The organism is Planktothrix sp. FACHB-1365 (genome assembly GCF_014697575.1).
In the GTDB taxonomy this organism is placed as follows: Bacteria; Cyanobacteriota; Cyanobacteriia; order Cyanobacteriales; family Microcoleaceae; genus Planktothrix.
Genome location: NZ_JACJSC010000012.1, coordinates 121,232 through 143,535, shown reverse-complemented (window position 1 = coordinate 143,535; position 22,304 = coordinate 121,232). Strand labels below are relative to the sequence as shown.

General features: G+C 39.6%; 27 protein-coding genes. 20 read left to right on the top strand and 7 right to left on the bottom strand.

Annotation, left to right across the window (positions count from 1 at the left end):
- On the bottom strand, window positions 1-190 hold a 190-nt coding region (locus H6G57_RS15410; RefSeq protein ID WP_375539524.1), incomplete at its 3' end, for a hypothetical protein.
- Window positions 191-253: 63 nt separating this feature from the next.
- On the opposite strand from H6G57_RS15410, the gene H6G57_RS29410 reads away from it, so the two are divergent.
- The 11 genes from H6G57_RS29410 (at window position 254) to H6G57_RS15360 (ending at window position 8,433) form a co-directional block, all read left to right on the top strand.
- A complete protein-coding gene (locus tag H6G57_RS29410) occupies window positions 254-388 on the top strand; it encodes a hypothetical protein (RefSeq protein ID WP_255528366.1) in 135 nt (44 codons plus the stop codon).
- A gap of 128 nt (window positions 389-516) precedes the next feature.
- Window positions 517-744: a type II toxin-antitoxin system Phd/YefM family antitoxin gene (locus tag H6G57_RS15405; RefSeq protein ID WP_190519983.1), complete on the top strand. Its 228-nt coding sequence runs from the start codon at window positions 517-519 to the stop codon at window positions 742-744.
- Window positions 744-1,133, top strand: coding sequence for a type II toxin-antitoxin system VapC family toxin (locus H6G57_RS15400; protein WP_190519981.1), 390 nt, complete (start codon window positions 744-746; stop codon window positions 1,131-1,133). The genes H6G57_RS15405 and H6G57_RS15400 overlap by 1 nt, the downstream gene beginning before the upstream one ends.
- A 181-nt stretch (window positions 1,134-1,314) precedes the next feature.
- Window positions 1,315-1,557, top strand: coding sequence for a hypothetical protein (locus H6G57_RS15395; RefSeq protein ID WP_190519979.1), 243 nt, complete (start codon window positions 1,315-1,317; stop codon window positions 1,555-1,557).
- Between the two features lie 30 nt (window positions 1,558-1,587).
- The gene (locus tag H6G57_RS15390; protein WP_190519977.1) at window positions 1,588-1,899 is read left to right on the top strand and encodes a DUF433 domain-containing protein; all 312 of its coding nucleotides are present in this window, start codon (window positions 1,588-1,590) and stop codon (window positions 1,897-1,899) included.
- Entirely contained in the window at window positions 1,892-2,227 is a 336-nt protein-coding gene (locus H6G57_RS15385) for a DUF5615 family PIN-like protein (RefSeq protein WP_190519975.1), read from the top strand. The genes H6G57_RS15390 and H6G57_RS15385 overlap by 8 nt, the downstream gene beginning before the upstream one ends.
- Window positions 2,228-2,249: 22 nt before the next feature.
- Window positions 2,250-2,438 carry a hypothetical protein gene (locus tag H6G57_RS15380; RefSeq protein WP_190519973.1) on the top strand — a complete coding sequence of 63 codons (189 nt, stop codon included), beginning with the start codon at window positions 2,250-2,252 and terminating at the stop codon, window positions 2,436-2,438.
- Window positions 2,428-2,697, top strand: a complete 270-nt coding sequence (locus H6G57_RS15375) for a type II toxin-antitoxin system RelE/ParE family toxin (RefSeq protein WP_190519971.1) — start codon at window positions 2,428-2,430, stop codon at window positions 2,695-2,697. Before H6G57_RS15380 ends, H6G57_RS15375 begins: the two co-directional genes overlap by 11 nt.
- 140 nt (window positions 2,698-2,837) lie before the next feature.
- The gene (locus H6G57_RS15370; RefSeq protein WP_190519970.1) at window positions 2,838-3,050 is read left to right on the top strand and encodes a hypothetical protein; all 213 of its coding nucleotides are present in this window, start codon (window positions 2,838-2,840) and stop codon (window positions 3,048-3,050) included.
- On the top strand, window positions 3,047-3,328 hold the full coding sequence (locus tag H6G57_RS15365) for a type II toxin-antitoxin system YafQ family toxin (protein WP_190519967.1): 282 nt from the start codon (window positions 3,047-3,049) through the stop codon (window positions 3,326-3,328). Before H6G57_RS15370 ends, H6G57_RS15365 begins: the two co-directional genes overlap by 4 nt.
- Window positions 3,329-3,576: 248 nt before the next feature.
- Window positions 3,577-8,433, top strand: a complete 4,857-nt coding sequence (locus tag H6G57_RS15360; protein WP_190519965.1) for a CHAT domain-containing tetratricopeptide repeat protein — start codon at window positions 3,577-3,579, stop codon at window positions 8,431-8,433.
- Between the two features lie 31 nt (window positions 8,434-8,464).
- Here the strand turns inward: H6G57_RS15360 and H6G57_RS15355 are convergent, their stop codons facing one another.
- A complete protein-coding gene (locus H6G57_RS15355; protein WP_242048985.1) occupies window positions 8,465-8,887 on the bottom strand; it encodes a putative toxin-antitoxin system toxin component, PIN family in 423 nt (140 codons plus the stop codon).
- On the bottom strand, window positions 8,874-9,122 hold the full coding sequence (locus H6G57_RS15350; protein WP_190519963.1) for a hypothetical protein: 249 nt from the start codon (window positions 9,120-9,122) through the stop codon (window positions 8,874-8,876). Before H6G57_RS15350 ends, H6G57_RS15355 begins: the two co-directional genes overlap by 14 nt.
- A gap of 154 nt (window positions 9,123-9,276) precedes the next feature.
- Here H6G57_RS15350 and H6G57_RS15345 point away from each other — a divergent pair, with 154 nt between their 5' ends.
- Window positions 9,277-9,651 carry a hypothetical protein gene (locus H6G57_RS15345; protein ID WP_190519961.1) on the top strand — a complete coding sequence of 125 codons (375 nt, stop codon included), beginning with the start codon at window positions 9,277-9,279 and terminating at the stop codon, window positions 9,649-9,651.
- Window positions 9,652-9,705: 54 nt separating this feature from the next.
- Window positions 9,706-11,088, top strand: coding sequence for a hypothetical protein (locus H6G57_RS15340; protein ID WP_206756692.1), 1,383 nt, complete (start codon window positions 9,706-9,708; stop codon window positions 11,086-11,088).
- 184 nt (window positions 11,089-11,272) lie between these two features.
- Here the strand turns inward: H6G57_RS15340 and H6G57_RS15335 are convergent, their stop codons facing one another.
- From H6G57_RS15335 to H6G57_RS15320, 4 genes are all read right to left on the bottom strand, one after another.
- Window positions 11,273-11,827 (bottom strand): Npun_F5560 family protein, encoded by a 555-nt coding sequence (locus H6G57_RS15335; RefSeq protein WP_190519957.1) that lies wholly within the window; start codon window positions 11,825-11,827, stop codon window positions 11,273-11,275.
- 225 nt (window positions 11,828-12,052) lie between these two features.
- Complete coding sequence (gene rpsF / locus H6G57_RS15330) at window positions 12,053-12,391, bottom strand: 30S ribosomal protein S6 (protein ID WP_190519955.1); 339 nt, start codon at window positions 12,389-12,391, stop codon at window positions 12,053-12,055.
- A 140-nt stretch (window positions 12,392-12,531) separates the two neighbouring features.
- Entirely contained in the window at window positions 12,532-13,008 is a 477-nt protein-coding gene (locus H6G57_RS15325; protein ID WP_190519954.1) for a Tic20 family protein, read from the bottom strand.
- An 88-nt stretch (window positions 13,009-13,096) separates the two neighbouring features.
- The gene (locus H6G57_RS15320; protein WP_190519952.1) at window positions 13,097-13,294 is read right to left on the bottom strand and encodes a hypothetical protein; all 198 of its coding nucleotides are present in this window, start codon (window positions 13,292-13,294) and stop codon (window positions 13,097-13,099) included.
- Between the two features lie 248 nt (window positions 13,295-13,542).
- On the opposite strand from H6G57_RS15320, the gene glyA reads away from it, so the two are divergent.
- The 7 genes from glyA (at window position 13,543) to H6G57_RS15285 (ending at window position 22,303) form a co-directional block, all read left to right on the top strand.
- Window positions 13,543-14,826: a serine hydroxymethyltransferase gene (gene glyA / locus H6G57_RS15315; protein WP_190519950.1), complete on the top strand. Its 1,284-nt coding sequence runs from the start codon at window positions 13,543-13,545 to the stop codon at window positions 14,824-14,826.
- 183 nt (window positions 14,827-15,009) lie between these two features.
- Complete coding sequence (locus H6G57_RS15310) at window positions 15,010-16,068, top strand: glycosyltransferase family 4 protein (protein ID WP_190519948.1); 1,059 nt, start codon at window positions 15,010-15,012, stop codon at window positions 16,066-16,068.
- 164 nt (window positions 16,069-16,232) lie between these two features.
- On the top strand, window positions 16,233-17,480 hold the full coding sequence (locus H6G57_RS15305; protein WP_190519946.1) for a competence/damage-inducible protein A: 1,248 nt from the start codon (window positions 16,233-16,235) through the stop codon (window positions 17,478-17,480).
- Between the two features lie 518 nt (window positions 17,481-17,998).
- Window positions 17,999-18,136, top strand: coding sequence for a hypothetical protein (locus tag H6G57_RS15300; RefSeq protein WP_190519944.1), 138 nt, complete (start codon window positions 17,999-18,001; stop codon window positions 18,134-18,136).
- 29 nt (window positions 18,137-18,165) lie between these two features.
- Window positions 18,166-18,612 carry a type II 3-dehydroquinate dehydratase gene (gene aroQ / locus H6G57_RS15295; RefSeq protein WP_190519942.1) on the top strand — a complete coding sequence of 149 codons (447 nt, stop codon included), beginning with the start codon at window positions 18,166-18,168 and terminating at the stop codon, window positions 18,610-18,612.
- 11 nt (window positions 18,613-18,623) lie between these two features.
- Window positions 18,624-19,694, top strand: a complete 1,071-nt coding sequence (locus H6G57_RS15290; RefSeq protein WP_190519940.1) for an ADP-ribosylglycohydrolase family protein — start codon at window positions 18,624-18,626, stop codon at window positions 19,692-19,694.
- 125 nt (window positions 19,695-19,819) lie between these two features.
- On the top strand, window positions 19,820-22,303 hold the full coding sequence (locus tag H6G57_RS15285) for an HD family phosphohydrolase (RefSeq protein WP_190520005.1): 2,484 nt from the start codon (window positions 19,820-19,822) through the stop codon (window positions 22,301-22,303).
- Window position 22,304: the final 1 nt, after the last annotated feature.

Sequence of the window (22,304 nt, the reverse complement as noted above, 5' to 3'; positions counted from 1 at the left end):
CAGATAATTTCTGCCGACGACCCCCACCTGCTTTAATCAACCTGATTTTAGTTTTTTCTTTTTCCTGTCGTTTTTCTTCTTCTAATAACTCCGCAGCTTGAATGAGTTCTATCAGTTGTTCATATTCCATCCCTAATAGCCTTTTTGCTTGCTGGGGGTTCTTGTCCAGATACTCTCTTAATTTACTCATCTCTAATCAGGGGTAAAATTTAATTTTATCATCTTGTTACCCCTCCTTGTTTCTATTTTGGAGATGTCTATTGAGGTATTATTGAAGAAGTTAGCTATAATTGTTGTTAGTAACACTTCTAATCTAAGTGGGTTAGCGATCGCTAATTTGTTTCTATTTCCAGAAGAATTTGGCGTAATTCTTCCCCATCATCAGTAGGTGAGGAAGCTCAAGTCAAAATACAATCAATTAACCTATTATGGAAAAAGCCAATTTTAATCAAGTTTGAGAAATAGCAGAGTCTCTAAAAATCCCAAATCAAACTGCATTGATAGGAGGTATGACCCATGAAAAGTATTGATATTAACCAAGCCTTACCACAAATTTTGGAACTAATAGACATGGCTTTTGCTGGAGAAGAAATTCTGATTACTAAAAATAATTATCAAACGATTAAAATTACTCCATTTTCTCCTGCTAACCAACGCCCGCTTTTATTTGGTTGTGATCAAGATCGGATTTCCATGTCTGATGATTTTGATCAACCTTTAGATGATTTTCAGGACTATCTGTAATGCGGTTACTTCTTGATACTCATACGTTACTCTGGTTTTTTATGGGTAATTCTCAATTAACTGATCAGGTGCGGGATTTAATAGAAGATACTCAAAATCAAAAGCTGATTAGTGTAGCCAGTGTTTGGGAAATGGCAATTAAACAAAGTCAAAACAAGTTGAATTTACAGAATAACGCAGCCGATTATATTGAGGAAAAAATTAAATGGTCTGATTTTGAGCTATTACCGATTCATCTCAATCATTTAAGGCTGTTATCCCACCTTCCATTTTATCATAAAGATCCTTTTGATCGACTGTTAATTGTTCAATCTATCGAAGAGAATATCCCGATTTTGAGTAAAGATATTGCTTTCGATGCTTATCCAATTCAAAGAATTTGGGACTAAAGATAAATAACTAACCCAAATTTAACGGAGAAACCCAGTTTCTGCTCCCCTGCTTAACTCCAAGAAACCGGGTTTGGTGCAACAATCTTTTTATCTTCACCCAGATTTAAGGAAGAAACCCGGTTTCTGATTTTCCTGTTGAGCTAGAATTGAATCAGACTAACATCAGGGAGTTAAGGTCATGACTAATAGTTCCCAGGACGCGCCGACTCAACGGCCTAATCCTTTACTAATCCTAATCGGGATTAATACAGGAATTAAGTTACAGAATGCTGGTAAGTTCAAAAAGGCTTTACGTTGTTTCATTTATGCCTTAGAAACAGAATATCTGGTTACAGGCGACATCTCAATTCTGTTTAGGTTAATGTTATGTTTCACTGAAACTTCAGGAAAATGCGATCGCAGCCTATACTTTAGCCTATAAGTGATTGAGCCAATTTTAGGAGACTGCTAAATGGAAACCGTCATTTCAGAACATATTGAGATCACTCCTGATGTCTGTGGAGGTAAGCCGCGAATTTCAGGACATCGAATTAAAGTGCAGGATATTGTCATTTGGTCTGAAGAAATGGGGATGTCACCCGATGAGATTTTGTACCACTACCCATCGATTACTTTAGCTGATGTCTATGCGGCTTTAGCTTATTATCACGACCATCGAGAAGAAATCCGATCTCAAATTCGCGCAGATGAAGCGTTTGTCCAAGAAATGCAAGCACAAACTCCTTCTCTCCTACAAGAAAGGTTAAAGCATCGAAATGCCTAAAACAATTCGCTTTCATTTGGATGAAAATGTCAGCAATGCCATTGCAGAGGGTTTGCGACGACGGGGAATTGATGTCACCACCACATCAGAAACCGATTTGATCGGTGCATCGGATCACGAACAAATTAATTTTGCCCTAGATCAAAAACGAGTCATTTTTACCCAAGATGCAGATTTTTTGCGGATATCTAGAGCCGGAATCCCTCATAATGGCATTGTTTACTGTCAACAAAAAAGTCACTCGATTGGATATATTATTCGCGGTTTGACTTTAATTTGGGAATATTTAGAACCAGAGGAAATGCTCTCTAGGGTTGAGTTTATTTGAGTTGTTGCTAAGGAAAAAAACGATGAAAGGGATTCAATTTGTTGTAAATGAAGCCGGAGAAAAACAGGCTGTATTAATTGATTTAACAGAGTGGGGAGAGTTATGGGAAGACTTCTATGATTTGTTGGTGGCTCATGCGCGTCAGGATGAGGAGGAGGTGTCTTGGGAGGAGTTAAAGCAGGAAATTGAGGCTGAAGCTAATGTCAAATGAAGGTTATGCTATCCGTTTTAAGAAATCAGCAGCTAAAGAGTTGCGAGGGTTAGATCTTGATCTTCAGTTACGCATTAGCGAGGCGATTGATTGTTTGAGTTTAGAACCTCGTCCAGAAGGGGTGGTAAAGTTGAAGGGAAGCGATAATTTCTATCGGATTCGCATCAGTGACTATCGAGTTATTTATACGATTAATGATGAAGATAGAATAGTCCGTATCATGCGCGTCAGACATCGGCGAGACGTTTATCGTGGTTAGAGACTCCAAGAAACCGGGTTGGGTGCAACAATCTTTTTATCCTAACCTAGATTTAACCCAGAAACCCGATTTCTGATATTCCCGTTGAGCTAGAATTGAATCAGACTTGCATCAGTCAAAATACAATCAATTAACCTATTATGCAAAAAGCCAATTTTAATCAAGTTTTAGAAATGGCAGAATCTCTGTCTGAGTCAGAGCAAGATTTTTTAATTGAAATTCTGCAAAAACGATTAGGGGAAAAAAGGAGAAAGGAAATTGCCACCAGTATTGCTGAAGCTCATGCAGAATATAAGCAAGGAAAAACGCAAAAAGTCACAGTAGATGAGTTAATGGCGGATTTAGATGAATGAATTTAATTACTTCATCAGCTTTTAAACGCGCTCTTAAAGCCACAGTTAAGAAGAATCCTCAGTTGAAAGCTAGGATTGCAGAAAGATTAAAATTGTTAGAAATGGAACCTTTTAATCCTATCTTGAGAACACATAAATTAAAAGGAGATTTAGCGGAGGCTTGGTCTTGTGTTGTAGATTATGATTGTCGCATCGTGTTTAATTTTGTGACGAATGAAAACACAGGAGAAGAAGAGATTCTATTAATTAATATAGGAACTCATGACGAAGTTTATTAAGGATATCGTTTACTTCAGAGGAACGAGAACAACCTAAACTCCAAGAAACCGGGTTTCTGCAACAATCTTTTTATCTTCACCCAGATTTAAGGAAGAAACCCGGTTTCTGAACTCCCTGTTGAGCTAGACTAGAAACCGGGTTTCTGCAATAATCTTTGTCTCCTCACCCAGATTTAAGGAAGAAACCCGGTTTCTGAACTCCCTGTTGAGCTAGAATTGAATCAGACTAACATCAGGGAGTTAAGGTTATGGCGGATGATTCCCAGGACGCGCCGACTCAACAGCCTAATCCTTTGCTAATGCTAATCGGGATTAATACAGGAATTAAGTTACAGAATGCTGGTAAGTTCAAAAAGGCTTTACGTTGTTTCATTTATGCCTTAGAAGCTGATTCTAGTCGGGTTGATATTTGGTATAGAATCGGGAATTGTTGGCAGAATTTAGGTTATTTTGAAGATGCGATCGCATCCTATAATGCTTGTTATCAACGTTCTTTACTTCAACAAAATATCTGGTTACAAGCCATATCTCAATTCTGTTTAGGTCAATGTTATGTTTCCCTACAACAACAAGACCAAGCCATCCTAGCCTATCGTTTAGCTTATCAGTTATTGAGTCAATTTGAAAATACGCCCTATACTCAGCAATCTTGGGATTATCTCGATAAAGTTGGGAATGAATTGCTAAATAATCAACAATTTGAGTCAGCAATTCAATATTATCAGAGTTTATTAGAAGTTGTCAAGTTAGTCAATAATCAACAAAACTTATCTTCGGTGTTACAGAGTTTAGGAAAAGTATATTATTGGCAAAATCAGGATGAATTAGCAATAGAATGTCATCGGGAAATTTTAGAGATTTCGCGGCGTTTGTCTGATGGAGAAATGGAAAATACGGCTTTACGATGGTTAACTTGTGAAACCTGGCGACTGGGACAAATCGAAACTGCTATCGACTATTTTAAACAACGGTTAGGAGTGATTCAAAGGTTGCAGCGTCCGCAGGAACAGCCAGAAATTTTAGATTGGATCATTAAAGGATATAAACAGTTAAATCAATTAGAAAATACAATTGACTATTATCAAGAAAAGTTAAAGTTACTGCGAGAAAAACAGGATTTCTTAACAGAATATCAAACTCTATATGAGTTGGGTGGCGTTTCTTTTAATTTAAAACAATATCCTTTAGCAATTGATTGTTTTCAATCGGCATTAAATTTAGAACCGAGTTTAGAACAACCCTATTATCAGGCTAACTTAAATTATATGTTAGGGTTGATTTACTTGGATTTGAATCAATCTTCAGAGGCGATCGCATCTTTTGAAAAAGCAGTTGCCGTTTATGAACAGCAAGAAAACAGCCAAGAATGGGTGATTAGAGCATCAGAATATTTAGAGAAGTTATATCAACAAACAGAAGACTTTGAAAAATTAATTCCTATTTTAGAAAAACGGTTAACCCGACTCCGAGAAAGTCAAGATCGGTCTAATGAGTATTCGCTTTTAGATCAAATCGCCGGGTTATCTTACGATAAACTCAAGGATTACAACCGGGCTTTTGATTATTATCAATCGGCTTTGGAAGTTGCACAGGGTTCGACGGAAAAACAACTGGGGGATGAAGCCAACGCTTATTTTATGTTGGGGTTAATGTGTCACTATTTAGGAAAAGTGGAAGAGGGTTTAGAAAATTATCGGTCTGCGTTAAAGCTTTACACGGAATTCAATAATAAAAAATGGATCAATTATTGCAAACATCAAATGAGCTTATTGGAATCTCAGATTTATTTTTTATTAAACGTGCTGCAAGCCACAGTAGATAGCAATGGTGATCCCGAAGTCGTTTATCCTTTATTACAAAAAAATTTAGATCTGCTGAATGAAAATTTAATACCCAAACTACAGCAATGGGCAACGGAAAGATTTAGTCTAATGGCGAATTCAGAAGAAAGTATAAATCTTGCTAAAGTTATTGAAAGATTGGGCATATTGATATTGAATTTCACTTCAGGTAATCGCAGAATTAATCTGGAAATTGTAATTACTTGCTATGAAATATGTTTTGAAGTCATCAATAAATATGACTTAACTGAAGACTGGGCTATGACACAAATTAGAATAGGCAGAGCATATTTTCAAAGAATTGAAGGGCAAAAAGAAGAGAATATACAAAAATCAATTATTTGTTATCAATCAGCTTTGTCAGTTTTTACAAAGACAGAAAATCCCGACAATTGGGCAATGATACAATACCTTTTGGGTCTATCATACCACTCTCTTTATCAAGAAAATTTTATCGAAAATAGAGAAAAAGCTATTACGGCGTATGAAGCAGCTATAACAGTTTTTAGTTCGGGCAACAATCCTGAAAAGTGGGCAGAAACTCAAAGACTTTTAGGTTGGCTATACTATCAAGGAACGACAGGAGACATGGCTAATAATATAGAAAAAGCGATTGCTAGTTATCAACTTGCTTTAACAGTTTATACTCAGGATAAATTTCCTGAAAAATGGGCAGAAACTCAAGATAATATCGGAACCGCTTATAATTATCGTATTCGAGGTGATAAAGCCGACAATAAAGAAAGAGCAATTGCTGCACATCGAGATGCTTTTACTGTTTATACCCAAGAGAAGTTTCCTAAAGAATGGGCATTGTGTCAAGTCAGTTTTGGTAATGCTCATTTAAACAGAGTTTTAGGTAAAAAAGCAGATAACCTAGAAATAGCAATTGCAGCTTATGAATCAGCCTTAACTATTTTGACTTATGAAGATGAACCTCAAGGTTGGGGAACTATTAAAAATAATTTAGGAGAAGTTTACAAACAACGTATATTTGGCAAGCGTGAAGACAATTTGAAAAAATCGCTGGAAGCTTGCCACGCTAGTTTACTTTTAATAAATCCTGAAACTAATCCAGGAAACTGGGGAAGACTTAATCTTAATTTGGGAGATATTTATAGCAGCCTTTCTGACTACGAAAATCAAGAAAAATATTTAGAACTATCTAAGTTTTATTATGAATCAGCTTTGGCTGTCTTTACCCAGAAATCTGATCCAGAACGATGGGCTACCACTCAATCCTGCTTAACTAATGTTTATAAAAGAATTGGTGTAAATAAAAAAGATAATCAGTCAAAAGTTATCCAACTTTATCAAAATTCGCTTCAAATTTTTACTCACAAAGCCTTTCCTGAAAAACACGCAGAAACTTTATTGGGTTTAGGCATTGCTTATTTTAATACCCAGGATTTTCAAGGAGCGTATGATGCTTTTGCCCAAGCTATTGATGCTGTTGATAATTTGCGGTATGAAATTACCTCTGGAGATCAAGTAAAGCGCAAACTTAATGAACAATGGTTTCAACTTTATCAACTTATGGTTGAAGTCTGTATAAAATTGAAACGTTACGATAAGGCTCTTGAATACGCGGATCGGAGTAAAGCTCGTAACCTCGTTGAACTATTAGCAACCCGTGACCTTTACCCCAAAGGTGATATTCCCCAAACTGTCAAAGATGAACTCACCCGTCTGCGTGGAGATATCGAAACCGAACAACGTCGCCTGGAAATCGAAGAACGCACCCGCAACCGCTTTGGGGACGGGACAACGGGAGAACGTAGCCCCAATATTGCCGCCCTGCAAACCCCACCCCCAGACCGTAGCCGTCTCAACGAACTGCGGCAACAACTTGACGACCTCATTACCCGTGATATTACGCCCATTGACCCCAACTTCCGCCTCACCCAAAAGGTTCAACCCATCCCTTTTAGCGATATTCAAGCCTTGACGGGGGACAATACCGCCATTTTGGAATGGTATATTTTAAGCGATCGCTTTTTAACCTTTATCGTTACACCCGAAAACCCTGAAGATCCCCCCCTAACCCCCCCTTATCAAAGGGGGGAACCGGAAATTTCAGAACCCCCTTTTTTAAGGGGGGCAGGAGAGATCAAACTCTGGCAGTCCACCCCCGAAGACTATAACGCCTTGATAGCATGGGCTGACGACTACCTCACCGCCTACCGAACTGATAAAAAACAATGGCAAAACACCCTAACCTCCCGTCTGCAACGTCTGGGGGAAATTTTACATTTTGACCAACTCCTCAATGCTATCGGGGAAAAATGTGATCGCCTGGTACTTATTCCTAACCGTTTTCTGCATTTATTCCCCCTGCACGCTTTACCGATATCTCAAGATCGTTTAGGAGAGTTAACTTCCTCGTCAGGGGTAGGGGCGAGGCGCGCCTCGCCCGTACAGGAGTCTGTCATTTTAATGGATCTGTTTTCTGGTGGGGTGAGTTATGCTCCCAGTTGTCAACTATTACAAACGGCAAAAAACCGCCAGCGTCCCGATTTTTCTCAACTATTCGCCATTCAAAATCCCACAAAAGATTTAGCCTATACGGACTTAGAAGTTAACAGTATTCGTACTTATTTTAATCCGAGTCATATTCTAGTCCGTGAAAATGCGAAAAAAATCACCTTTAATGAACAACAAACTACCCTAAAAACTGCTAATTGTCACCATTTTTCCTGTCACGGTTATTTTAATTTTGAGAATCCTATTTTGTCAGCATTACTATTCGCAGACTGTTACCTAGAGCCCCCACCTTCGCCCCTTGATCCGAGTCGCCATCTTCGCCTAGAAAAAGGTCAAACCCTCGATCTGAGTGAATGTTTAACCTTGGGGGATGTGTTTACATTAGACTTGCGTTGCTGTCGTTTAGTCACCCTTTCCGCTTGTGAAACGGGATTAATTGATTTTCAATCTAATAGTGATGAATATATTGGTTTACCCAGTGGTTTTTTAGTGGCGGGTTCGACTAATGTTGTTAGTTCTCTGTGGGCGGTGAGTGATATTTCTACAGCTATTTTAATGATTAAATTTTATCAATTATTGCGAAAGGGTGAGGAAGTTGCGATCGCGTTAAATCATGCTCAAAACTGGTTAAGAAATGCGACCAAAGCCGAATTATTAGCTTGGATCGATCTGGGGAATAAAATGCAGTTGCGTCAGTCTTTACAAAACATGAATAATAATGATAAACCCTTTGCTTCTCCCTATTATTGGGCTGCATTTTGTGCGATCGGTAAAATTTAATGGTTTAACAGAAATTAATTAAAAGTTTTAATTAAACTAATTTTAAGTTTAAAAAATCAGATACGGTGATTACAGGTTTTTCTCGAAATGGGTTTAAAACCAATAAATCTGCATCTCCAGTTATGATATAATCAGCTTGACCATTAACAGCTAATTCCAAATATTTATTATCCTTGGGATCACGGCATTCTTGAATTTTTTCTGTAACTTCCATAACAAGAATAACTGTATCGAAAAAATCTTGTAAAAACTTGCTCCTATCTTCCAAAGAAATATATCGATCAAATTTTGGTCGTGCTAAAACTTGTTCTAATTCAGCCCAAATTTCAGGAGACATTAAAATATTACCTGAATTTTGAGCCTTACGGATAGCTAAATCTGGCTTACTTTCAGGTAGTAAAACTGCACTGATAATAATATTTGCATCAAAAATAAATAGGTTATCCTTCATCATCCTTTAAAATATCTTCTAAAATCTCTGGGGTTAATCCTTTTGCAACAGCTTTTTTACCAATTTCGCTCATCGTTTGTCGTAATTTATTAATAGCCACTTTTCGGGATAACGTTTGACTTTTCAATAAAAAGGCAATTCTAGTTTCTATCTGTTTTTTTTCTTGTTCGTTAGCCTGACGGTAACGTTCAGCAATATCAACCGGAACTTTAATTGTAATTTCTTCTAGGTATGTCATCGTGATTTTACCTCAATTATCATATCCTGCGCTATAAGATGTTTCTCCTAGTATAACAGTACAGAAACCAGAAACCCGGTTTCTTGGAGCAGGTTTACAAAATCAATCCTAAATTTGATATAATTAATTCTATATTGCATTTGAGTATCAGCCCATGTCTTTCTACCAGCAAAACCTCCAAGCCTTTATGCGACTGTTACAAGAACAGCCTCAATTATTTACCGAGTCAAAACGTCAAGAATTAATCGCGTTAATTGAACCATTACCGGATGATGTAGAACAGTTATCAATTGCGATCGCAAGCTGGTATGAAACTTATGATGAAATTGTGGATGCTCAATTAGAAATCCTGAATAATTCTATTTTAATAGAAAACGAGTCTAAAAGCGATCTCATCACAGAATTAGCAGTTGCTCGTATACCCGGAACACCCGTTGGTTATGTTCCTAAACCCAATCAACAAATCAACAAAGAAACGCTAAAAAACGTAATTCAACAATCCGTTAAAAAACCTCCGGCTAAACTCTAATTTATGGCAGATCAATCAATAATTAGAACCGTTAAAAATCCCAAACTAACGCTAATGGCTTTTCAACTTAGAAATCATTTAGCGTTAGGGGATGAACCTATAGAAACAGCCGATCACCTTTGGAAAAAATCCCAAGAATTAGGAAAAACGTTAAATTGTCCTCAGTTAGAAACGTTAATTGATCGACTTTATCAACATCAAGGAAAAATTGGTTTTCCCCCAGGAGAAGATGATATTTCAAATGACTATGTAGAACTTTTAAAACCAGATCGGTTTTTACATTTTAATGCTATTTCTGACCCAGATAAACCCCAACTCAAAGGCGAAGTTTATCCGCTACAAATTCATGATACCTACGCTATTGATATTACCTTTCGTCGTCCTGAAGCCGTTGTTAATCTTGCTGAAATTAACTATTTTTTAAACCCTAATTATTGTTTATTACCCGATAATATTCAATCGGATTTAGGACAAACGTTAATATTATTTGCAGAACCTTTAGTTTCAGAATCAGATGATTATCAAGATTTTGCCAATGCTTGTGTTGAGGCGTTATTTCCGAGTTCAGACGCACAGCGTTTGTTAGCAAATTCTCCCTTAGTAGGAGAGTTGTTTGGAAGTCCGATTTTTGAATATAATACGGGAGAATATAATCTTTCTAGCCAGATTCATTTGTTAATTTGGTTTAATTGTTCTCCACAAACCCAAACCTTAGAAGCAGAAGGTAACTATTATCAACTGTTAGTTAATTTGTTGTGTTGTCGAAATAAAATTCTGTATAGTTATACTCAAGCTCGTTGGTGTTATCAACAAGCGAAGGATTTATATAAACAATTATTACCCCAAGTAGAAAATCTCAAGAATTTACCCCAAAACCAAACTGAAAAACTGGAATTGTTAAAACAGGAGTTGATTTTAATTCCTCAATCTTCCTTTGAATATGGCGAGTATATTCAACAAATGAAACTGCACTTAAATACAATAGAAACGAATCTTAAAAATTATCAAGATTATCTAAATCAACTGCAAGAACTTCTGATATTAGAGGATAATTTACCCTTTTTTAACAAATTTGAAACCCGCACAAAAAACAAGTTTATAGAACAAATTAACGTTGATTTAGGTTATTTAATACCGGGTCAAAATTTATTTTCAGAATTAATTAATACTATTCGCGGATTAGTTGAAATTGAACAAGCGGAAATTGATCGCTCCTTAGAAAGAACGATTGCAATATTGGGAGTCAGTTTAGGTGTGGGAGGAATAGCAGCATCGACTTTTTCGGGTTATGTTGAAAAACCTTTGATTAATTATAATCAATCCTCATCTAAAATATTCCTTAATCCAGGGATATTTGCCTTTTTATTGAGTGTAACTATTGCTTTAGCTACGGGATTATTAACCGCAAAATTTGTATGCTATAAAGGCAGAAAATAACCTATCTAAATCCTAAAATCCTTTTAATTCTTACTGTTGCCTGTTGCCTGTTGCCTGTTGCCTTAAAAATTAGCACTATACTTTGGGCAATTCTTTACTGACCATCAAGTTAAAAGGTTATTCTTGAGTTAGAATAACCTCTTAATTGTAAGATTTGATATTTTGTTTGAAATCCCATTAATAATCAAGCATTGCCAAAAGTGGGAACCTCAACAGAACCCCCACCTCGATTTTGAAAACTGGGTAGATCCAACCCACTGGGACGACGACTTTTTTGAGCTAAACGATAGCTAACACTTTGTAACTCAGCATTAAGTTGTTTATTTTCACGTTGAAGTAATTGCACTTTTTCCATCACTTCATTCAGACGCTCTGAGAACTTCTGACGATAAACTCCGGGTAACTCTTGAACGACTTGTTCCAACATCCGAGAGCGATCTGTTAACTCCTGAACCGACTGTCTCAGTTGATAAACTTCCGTATCCCGTTCAGCAATTTGTTCTTGATAAAACTTAACCTGCTGTTCCATCTCTTGCAGTTGTTCTCGTAAAGCAACCATTTGGACTTGATGGCGTTCAGACACGTCCGGGGCCGGTAATAAATTAGCATCCCCTTTAACCAAACGGAACAGTTCTTGAGATAACTGTTGAATCAACTGATCTCGCATTTGTAGCTCTTCGTTTAAACGAGCAACTTCAGCGTTTAATTCCTGTGGCGTTTGACTTTTGGCTTGGCTCACGGTAACTGACGGCTCCTATAAATTTATTCTGTATATTTGTTCTTAAAATACTCTTCCTTCCCCAAATCCGCAATAGTGGGGAAGCGGGGGTAGGGTGTGGGCATCAGTGTCAACTTCAGCCGAAAACCCATGATTACAGCCGAGATCCCCCTAAATCCCCCTTAAAAAGGGGACTTTGATCCCCCCTAACCCCCCTTTTTTAAGGGATCTTTTGCTCTTCTCTACTTAGGCTTCTTGAAGCTCAGGTTCTGGGGTTTCGGCGATCGCGGGAGCAACTTCTTCCTTAATGGTCAGATAACGAATCACTTCATCACTGAGTCGCATGGCTCTTTCGAGGACAGCGATTTGACTTCCAGGGCCTTCATAATTCATCTGGACGTAAATCCCTTCCCGATGTTTAGCAATATCATAAGCCAGACGACGTTTACCCCGATTTTGAATTTCAATATTCTGTCCACCTTGATCCCGCAGAATAGTTTCATATTTGGCAATAAACTGCTCAACTTGTTCATCGTTGAGATCGGGACGCAGGATATACATCGTTTCGTAAACAAAAGGTTTCATGCTATTATGCTCCTTCTGGACAACAAGGCTTCTGGATTAGAAGCAAGGATCTTTAATTATATCAGGTGTTGGTGTTAAAAAAATGAAGGACTTTTTGAAATACAGAAATTTGGGCAGGAAGACCCTGCCCCTACGAAGCTTTATCGTACTTGCATATAAACCGCATCAGACAGGGTAGGAATTTCTGCATATTTTCCTAAAAAGCACTGAATTACAGAATAGAAAAATGCAGCTAAAAGTCCCAGGAAGATCATGTTGTAAAGGGTTTCACCAACAAATCCTTGTAACAGAACACTGCCTAATACTTGGAAGATTAACGTACATAAAATCAGAACAATGTCAATCAAAATTGCCTGCATTGTATTGAATCGAATAAAATGAGGAATATTTTCATTCCGAACTACTAGCATATATAACGCGATGAACACAATAAATCCTGCAAAAGGAATGATTTGATAAAGGGTCATCAACGGAATAACAGGCAAGGTAATCAGTTGTAAAATCGGAAACTGTTGAAATAAAAAGCGTCCAAAGGGCAACCCATCCATTAAAGGCAGTAGATAAGGTAAAGCCGCAAAAATGCGATCGCGTACTGTCGTCGTCCCGCGCCAAGTCATAACCAGTTCTCCTGAGTGTGTCTTAAACTCAGGATAGCGTAGTCCCAGATATTCGGTGTCAGTTGTCAGTTCAGAGTCAACAGTTTTATCATTGAATATTGGCCATGCGGAAACCCATTTGACACTCATACTGACTGGGTTGATTGTCGATGGAGGGGCGCACCAAATGACCACAACAAAGCTGACCGCCTCTCCAACGGGGTTGACCGCTTTGATCAGCCAGCAAACACCCTTGACAAACCGGTTGAGAAGCAAGTAACTGGTTATCCATCAAGATGACTAGCATAATGATTCCTCCGACAGATGCCATTTCTCTGTATCCATTGTAAGTCAAGAGTTCCAGCCTATTCAGCTAAATGACTTACAATTTAACAAAACGGGCTGAAATTTTAGGGTGTTGCGGTTGGCAAGTCAAGGACTAGAAGGGTTCAGCAAAGAAAGTTATTATTGAAGATTCTGGGGAAAATACGCTATTGAATCCCCTGATTAGGTGCAATAGCATTCTGTTTTTGTTTCATTAAGAGGAATTTTATTGTGAGTCGGACTAACTTAGAAATCTTATCTGAAACTGATCCGGTCATTGCTGATCTGATTCAGCATGAACTCTGTCGCCAACGGGATCACCTAGAATTAATTGCGAGTGAAAACTTTACCTCCGCCGCCGTCATGGCTGCCCAAGGGTCTGTTCTAACTAACAAATATGCAGAGGGACTTCCCAAAAAACGCTATTACGGCGGTTGTGAATTTGTTGATGGTGTCGAACAGTTAGCCATTGAACGGGCTAAACAACTGTTTGGGGCAGCCAGTGCCAATGTTCAGCCCCATTCCGGCGCTCAAGCTAACTTTGCCGTGTTTTTAGCCCTGCTCAAACCCGGTGACACTATCATGGGGATGGACTTATCTCATGGCGGACATTTAACCCATGGTTCCCCGGTCAACGTTTCGGGTAAATGGTTTAAAGTTTGTCATTATGGCGTTAGTCCCGAAACCGAACAACTGGATTATGACCAAATTTTAGAATTAGCCAAACAGCATAAACCCCAAATGATAATTTGTGGGTATTCTGCCTATCCTCGGATTATCAATTTTGAGAAATTCCGCGCTATTGCCGATGAAGTCGGTGCTTATTTAATGGCCGATATTGCTCATATTGCCGGGTTAGTAGCAACGGGTCATCATCCTAACCCCATCCCCTACTGTGATGTGGTGACAACAACCACCCACAAAACCTTAAGAGGGCCAAGAGGCGGTTTAATCTTAACGCGGGATGCAGAACTGGGCAAAAAATTGGATAAAGCTGTTTTCCCCGGTTCCCAAGGTGGCCCCTTAGAACACGTCATTGCCGGGAAAGCCGTTGCCTTTGGCGAAGCACTCAAACCCGAATTTACCACCTATTCGGCTCAAGTGATTGCCAATGCCAAAGCCTTAGCCACTCAATTACAAAACCGAGGCTTAAAAATTGTTTCCAATGGCACGGATAACCATCTGATGTTAGTGGATTTACGTTCCGTGAGCATGACTGGAAAACGGGCGGATGCACTCGTCAGTGATGTTAATATTACGGCTAATAAAAATACCGTTCCCTTTGATCCCGAATCTCCCTTTGTCACCAGTGGGTTAAGATTAGGTTCTCCGGCTATGACCACACGGGGAATGGGAGAAACGGAATTTATTGAGATTGGTAATATTATTGCAGACCGACTGCTGAACCCCGATGATGAAGCTATTAAAGAAGCTTGTCGTCAACGGGTTGCTAATTTATGCGATCACTTTCCGCTTTATCCCCATCTCAGTGTTAAAGTTCCGGCTTTAGCCTAAAGGTTGGGTAGTGTGAACAATGGTAGAGACGTGCCACCGTGGGTGTCTCTACCATAAAGAGGATCTAATCGTAAATGTTTCCAGTTTCCTGCGAGCCTATTTCAATATTTCTTGTAAGAAACGATCCCAAATGTAGTAAACTCTGGCTGACACTTGAAGAACATTTTGCACCTATAACCTCAGATGCCCCACCATCTGTACCACCTTCTGGCTTTTATTATTTCTGCTCTAGTTGTCATCTGGAGTACCCCGATTGTTAAGAAAATCGCCATCCGTTCAGGACAGGTTGATTTACCTAATGATCGCAAAGTTCATCAACAACCGATGGTTCGCTTAGGTGGTGTTTCTATCTTTGCGGGCGCCTTAATTGCTTTATTATTGGTTTGGATATCCGGTGGCTTTATTGATGCCACAGGTAAACCCTTAAGTTCAGAAGCTGAATATGAAATTTGGGGCGTGACTCTCGGCGGCATTGCCTTTTTTCTGATTGGTTTAGCCGATGATTTGTTTAGTTTATCTCCCCTAACTCGCCTAATTTTGCAAACAGGAGTTGCGAGTCTGGCTTGGTGGGTTGGTGTCCGTATCGACTTTTTAACAATCCCTTATTTAGGTTTACTTCATATTGGATGGTTGAGTCTACCCATTACAATTATTTGGTTAGTGGGGATGACCAATGCGATTAATTGGATTGATGGTTTAGACGGACTGGCGGCTGGTGTTTGTGGAATTGCTGCCGTTGTCATGTTAATTGTAAGTTTATTTATGAATCAACCGGCTGCGGCGTTAATTGCGGCGGCGTTAGCTGGAAGTGCATTAGGATTTCTGCGATATAATTTTAATCCGGCTCAAATTTTTATGGGGGATGGGGGAGCCTATTTTATGGGATTTACCCTCGCTGGAGTGGGGGTTATTGGTTTAGTCAAAATAACGGCTGTTACCTCTGTTGTTCTTCCCTATTTAATTTTAGCGGTTCCAATTTTAGATATGTCTGCCGTTATTTTAGATCGAATTCGTCATGGTAAATCCCCTTTTATTGCGGATAAACGCCATCTCCATCATCGACTATTAGATGCAGGTTTATCTCAACGTCGAACGGTATTATTTATCTATTCTCTTACCCTTTGGGTGGGAAGTTTAGCCCTGGCTTTTTCAGGAATACCCAGTGGATTAGCTTATGCCTTGGGTGCAACCGGATTATTAGGTTATACCAGTTGGCAAGCTTTAAAACGAGCCAGATTGTAGTAACCCCTTCAGGGGTTTCTTCCTTCTTATTTCACTTTTTTTGATATTCCCTAACCTTTATTTATTATATTATTTAGAGTTAATTGATAGGATAAGGAAAAAATTAATCCTATAAAGCTGTTAGAATTAAATTATTAATTGATCCTCTATCTCCCCTTGATCTCATGGTTGCTGAAATTATTTGTGTTGGTACAGAATTGCTTTTGGGTGATATTCTCAATAGTAATGCTCAATTTTTAGGGCAACAATTAGCTCAATTAGGGATTCCTCATTATTATCAAACCGTTGTGGGAGATAATTCAGAACGTCTGAAAAAAGTGATTGAGATTGCCTCTAAACGCTCTCAATTATTAATTTTTACCGGAGGTTTAGGGCCGACTCCTGATGATTTAACCGTAGAAACAATAGCAGAGTTTTTTGGTTCTCCATTAATAGAAAAACTTGAAATTATTGAAGATATTACTCAAAAATTTAGTCAACGGGGACGAGTAATGTCGGCCAGCAATCGCAAACAAGCATTAATTCCTGAAGGTGCAGAAATTTTAACTAATTTAACGGGAACTGCACCGGGAATTATCTGGAAACCTAGGGGATCTCACCTAACAATTTTAACCTTTCCGGGTGTTCCGGCTGAACTCTATCAAATGTGGCGAGATGTGGCAATTCCCTATCTTAAAAATAACGGTTGGTGTCAAGGAATTATTCAAAGTCGAACGTTAAAATTTTGGGGCATAGCAGAATCAACGTTAGCCGAAAAAGTTGCGCCTTTTTTAGAGATGAAAAATCCTACTGTTGCCCCCTATGCGAATCATGGAGAGGTGAAATTAAGAATTTCTGCCCGGGCAGAGTCTCAAGAAATAGCACAACAATTAATTATTCCAGTGGAAACCCAATTGCGAGAAATTGCGGGACTCGATTGTTATGGAGCAGATGAGGATACCTTAGCTTCCGTCGTTGGGGCGTTATTACAAACCCATCATGCCACATTGAGTGTTGCAGAATCTTGCACAGGAGGAGGATTAGGACAAATGCTCACCCAAGTACCCGGAAGTTCTGACTATTTTCTTGGGGGTGTGATTGCTTATGATAATCGGGTGAAAACCTCTGTATTAGGGGTTAACTTGGATGATTTAACTCAACAGGGGGCTGTTAGTGCCATCGTTGCTCAACAAATGGCCTTGGGGGTGAAAACCCTATTAAACACAACTTGGGGTTTAAGTATTACAGGGATTGCAGGGCCAGGAGGAGGGACAGGGACAAAACCCGTCGGACTGGTGTATATCGGTTTAGCCAAGCCTAACGGTCAGGTCGAAAGTCTCGAATGTCGTTTCGGTCAAACCCGGGGGCGGGACTGGATACGCCAGGGGAGTGCCCGTAGTGCCCTTGACCTTCTGCGTCGCCATCTGAGTTAGAGAGCAGGGGGAGCAGAAGCATGAGAGTCAACCGTCAACTCTGAAAACCCCTTGCGTAAATTTGTAAAGATTTGTTATAATAAAAGCGGTAAACTTTAATTCACAACCTAATCACAACTGGTAAAAATTGCTAAGATGTAATTAGTGCAGCCTATCTCAAATTCTAGTTGAGCCAGCCTGTATAACATCGGTTATCATCATTAAACCTTGTTTCAATTCATCCTAAATGCAATTGCTCTAGGAGATGAGTTAAGCTGTAAAATTCTCTAAATTCCTTAGATTGCTCTAGGAATGTCATGTTAGCAAACGCTTAAAAATTCCCAAAATTTTTGTAGAATTTGGAGCGGGAGGTAACATAATAAAATAAAAAATATCTCAGAGATATCTGTTCTGTATAAAACTTGCTAACCCATAGCAAGGCTGAGTTTTGAGCTATATGCCTAACTTGGCTTAAACTTCGGTTAATTAACCTGCGGTCAAGTTGCGTAGCCAGTTTACAACGAGGAGCCATTTGTTCAATGGAATACATTGAGAAAATACTGGAAAAACTAAAAGAATGGGCGCGTGAGCTAATTGATGCCTTATTAGGCCCAGTCGCTCAACCGGAAGCGGAGCCAATTCCTGTACCAGTAGATGAACCCCGTCGTCGAAGGTAGTATATTTAACGTTTTATCAGGTTACTCCGTTGCTAAGTCTTTTGGTACTGCATGGCCCTAATTTGAATTTGTTGGGTCAGCGCGAACCCGAAATCTACGGGAAAACAACGTTAGACGGAATTAATCGAATGTTGGAGCAGGAAGCACAGTTGCTTGAGGTTCAACTTTCGATGCTTCAGTCTAACCACGAAGGTGCTTTGGTGGATGCAATACACTCCGCATTCGGGCAACACCAAGGTTTATTAATTAATGCTGGAGCGTATACTCACACAAGCATTGCCCTTCGAGATGCGATTTCAGGGGTGGGAATTCCCACCGTTGAGGTACATCTGAGCAATATTTACCGTCGAGAAGCGTTCCGGCATCATTCTTTGATCTCATCAGTGGCGATCGGCCAAATTAGTGGATTTGGCGCAGAAAGTTACCGTCTGGGACTACAGGCTTTAGTTCATCATTTGAAGGGGCAAAAAGCCTGAGAATCGGTTCCATGAAGCAAGATTCCTTATGTAGCCAATTTCAGGGGGCGATTCTCGGAGCAGTCCTCGCTTATGAATTAGGTCAATGTTGGTTGACCTATGGCTCCGTTTCACCGGGTAAAGCCGGGATGGAACTTGAGGATGATCCATCTCTGCAACCGATGATATCTCTGCTCAAAACAGGAGTTGGACATCCTCAAAAACCTTTGTCTGGGGTACTATCTCCTCCTTCATCTGGGAATACAGGAAAATTAATTTCCCAACTCACCCAAAGCTTAATCCAATATCAAGGCTTTGATGCGGTTGATTATGGCAGAGGGGTACAAACCCAAATCAAACCTTCGTTTAAGTCGGCTAGTGAAGTAGCTTTATTGGGCTTACCCCTAGGGTTGTTCTTTCATGACAATTTGAGGGCGTTACAACAGTTAGACTGGAAGGGATTAGAAGGGGTGGCCGAGATTCAGGATGGGATAGGGCTGATGGCGACCGCAATTGCTGAGATGCTCACACCTAACCCAGACCTTCATCGGCTGATTCCTAACCTTTTACCCCAATTACAGCCAGAAACAGCTTTAACGGCTAAATTAGAACAAGTTCAAACCTTATTGGAACACAGAGCTAGTTTAGAAACGGCAGTTCGTCAATTGACTCAGACGACAAAAGCCAGTTCTGCTAACTTTGATTCTGAAAACTGGATTGCTTTAGCCCTAAGCTTTTATTGTTTTCTGACCACTCCCGAAGACTATTCTTTAACGGTTTTGCGATCGCTACAAACAGGATATCACCCCGAACTGACTGCGACCCTAAGTGGTGCCTTATCGGGTGGCTATCAAGGCTTAAGGGGAATTCCTACCCGATGGCGTTTAGCCTTTTCAGAGAAACCGTTATTTTCCCAAACTGACCCAAAGATTGAAAATAATTCTGTAGAATTCAACAATTATGAAACTGAGTTGCTACAGTTAGCTCATCACTTATTCGCGATTTGGTCAGGGGTGTATCATCCCATTCCTTCTCATCCCGCTTGTAAGACTTTCACACAATCAGCCGTAGCAACCCCAACCCGGATGAGAATACAAGAATAAATTATTTTTAGCCGGAGAGATCGGTGCTGAAACCCCCTAACAATAAGCGTTCCTTAAAAATTTCAAGCAATACTATAGAATGAAGATGAAACGGCTGCTAAACCCTTGATCTAGCTTCAATGCAGATGAATACGCTCCATGCTCTGACGCAACAGATTGAACGGCTTTGTAGCCGCGCTCATCCTCCCTTGTCTTCTGTCAAGCCTTCAGAAATACCCCCTTCCCTCCGCAGTTATACGACTCCCTCCTGGCCCCGACGCCAACGGAGAAACGTTAACAAAAATCCGGGTTCGGTGAGTAGTTCCACGTTTTTCCTGGTGGCCGTTGTTTCCTTAACCAGTGTTATGGGAGTACGGTTTTACAACCAGCCCAAACTCGATGTGGGTCGGGTTGCACCGGAAACCATTCAGGCGCCTTGGGATGCCAGTGTTCCCGATATTAAAACAACCGATGAGAAGCGCAAAGCCGCAGAAATTGGCGCGATTCCGGTATTAGTAATTGATGTATCTATTAATCAAGAAATTAATCAAAGGATTCACAAGGTATTGGAACAGGGAACCTATATCCGAAATATTTCCCAACCCTTTCCTTTTGTGGATAAAGGGATTTTATCGACTGAAGTTCAACGTTATTTAAGGCGCTGTCCAGAACGAGAATGGCAGGATTTATTGGCCCAAGTTGAACAAGTGAGCGTACAAATTCCTCCGACAATTCAGCCTAAAATTCCTAATAAAAAGACGGCTACAAAATTTGCAGATTGGCAACAAGCAACTTTAGAAGCTATTCGACAACAAACCTTAATTCAATTAAAAGCTTATCGTCGTCGAACGACTCCCATTGAATTTTCGCAATTGGTCTCTGACATTACACAAGCTCGTTGGCGTTATGCAAAAGCGTTAAATGCGTTTTCTCAAGACGGGTTAATTGATCAAGAAATTTTCTACACGGAATCGTTTTTTGAATGGCCTGATACGACTTGGTTGCAAACTCAAACGGGAATTCATAAAATTACTCAGGAAATGTTGTCTCAAGGCATCGCTCCCGGCTTACCCGATGAAATTCTTAGACAAGCGATTGAGATTCAAGTCAAAAATACGATTCCTTCAGAAAGTCAATTGTTTGCGACCCATTTATTGACTGAAGTTTTAAAAGCAAATTTGGTGAAAGATCCTCTAGCTACTCGTCATCGAGCGGAGTTAGTTGCCCAAAAAATTGAAACGGTGACGGTGAATATTAATAAAGGGGAGATCATTGTTCTTAGAGGAGAAAAAATTACTCAACAGGATTTTGTTCTCCTGGATTATTTTGGTTTAAGTGAACGGGGAATTAACTCGAAAGGATTAATGAGTTTGGTGGGATTAGTGAGTGCTGGAGTGGGACTGGTTTTAGTCGTTGAATGGAAATTTCATCGGGGTTTACGTCGTCGAGATCGATTGTTATTATTACTGTTAACGTTAAGTACGCCGATTATTATTTTATTAAAATTACCCCTGATTAATTTACCCGCAGTGGGGTTATTAGTGGGTAGTTTTTATGGGTCTGCTGTGGGTGCTACCGTGGTGGGTTTGCTTTCAGTTTTGTTACCGATTGGGATGGAAATTGATAACGTCCATTTACTGGCGAGTGCGGCGGGGGGACTGGTGGGCAGTTTGTTAGCGGGACAATCTCGCTGTCGAGAAGAGTTAGCGTTATTGGGATTAGGCGTTGGTGCGGCTCAAGGTGCAGTGTATTTAATTCTAAATTTAATGGCAAGTGCAACGGCGGGCTCAATTTGGTATGTGTTGCTTAAAATTGTGGGGTTACAAGTGTTAGAAGGGATTGCGTGGAGTATTGTTGCCTTGGGTTTGAGTCCCTATTTAGAACATTTATTTGATTTAATTACTCCGATTCGATTAGCCGAATTAGCAAACCCCAATCGACCGTTATTAAAACGATTAGCGACAGAAGCACCGGGAACGTTTCAACATACTATGTTTGTGGCTAATTTAGCAGAAGCAGCAGCACAAGAATTAGGCTGTAATGTGGAATTAGTTAGAACAGGAACTCTTTATCATGATATTGGAAAAATGCACGACCCGTTAGGATTTATAGAAAATCAAATGGGGGGGCCGAATAAACATGATAGGATTAATGACCCTTGGGAAAGTACCCAAATTATTAAAAAACACGTCAGCGAAGGGTTAGTTATGGCGAAAAAATATCGTTTACCCAAAGCAATTCAAGCGTTTATTCCTGAACATCAAGGTAATATGCAGATTGCTTATTTTTATTATCAAGCGCAACAACAAGCTAAAGAAAATCCTCGGTTAGTCGTGAATGAAGCGGAGTTTCGCTATGATGGGCCCATTCCCCAATCGAGGGAAACGGGTATTGTCATGTTAGCAGATTCTTGTGAGGCTGCTTTGCGATCGCTTAAAGATGCCACCCATGAAGAAGCGTTAAATATGGTGAATAAAATTTTAAAAGCTCGATGGCAAGATAATCAATTAATTGATTCGGGTTTAACGCGGGAAGAAATGAGTAAAATTGCCGAGGTTTTTGTCCGGGTTTGGGAACAAGTGAATCACAAACGGATTGCTTATCCTAAAGCCACATTAACTTGTCGATAAT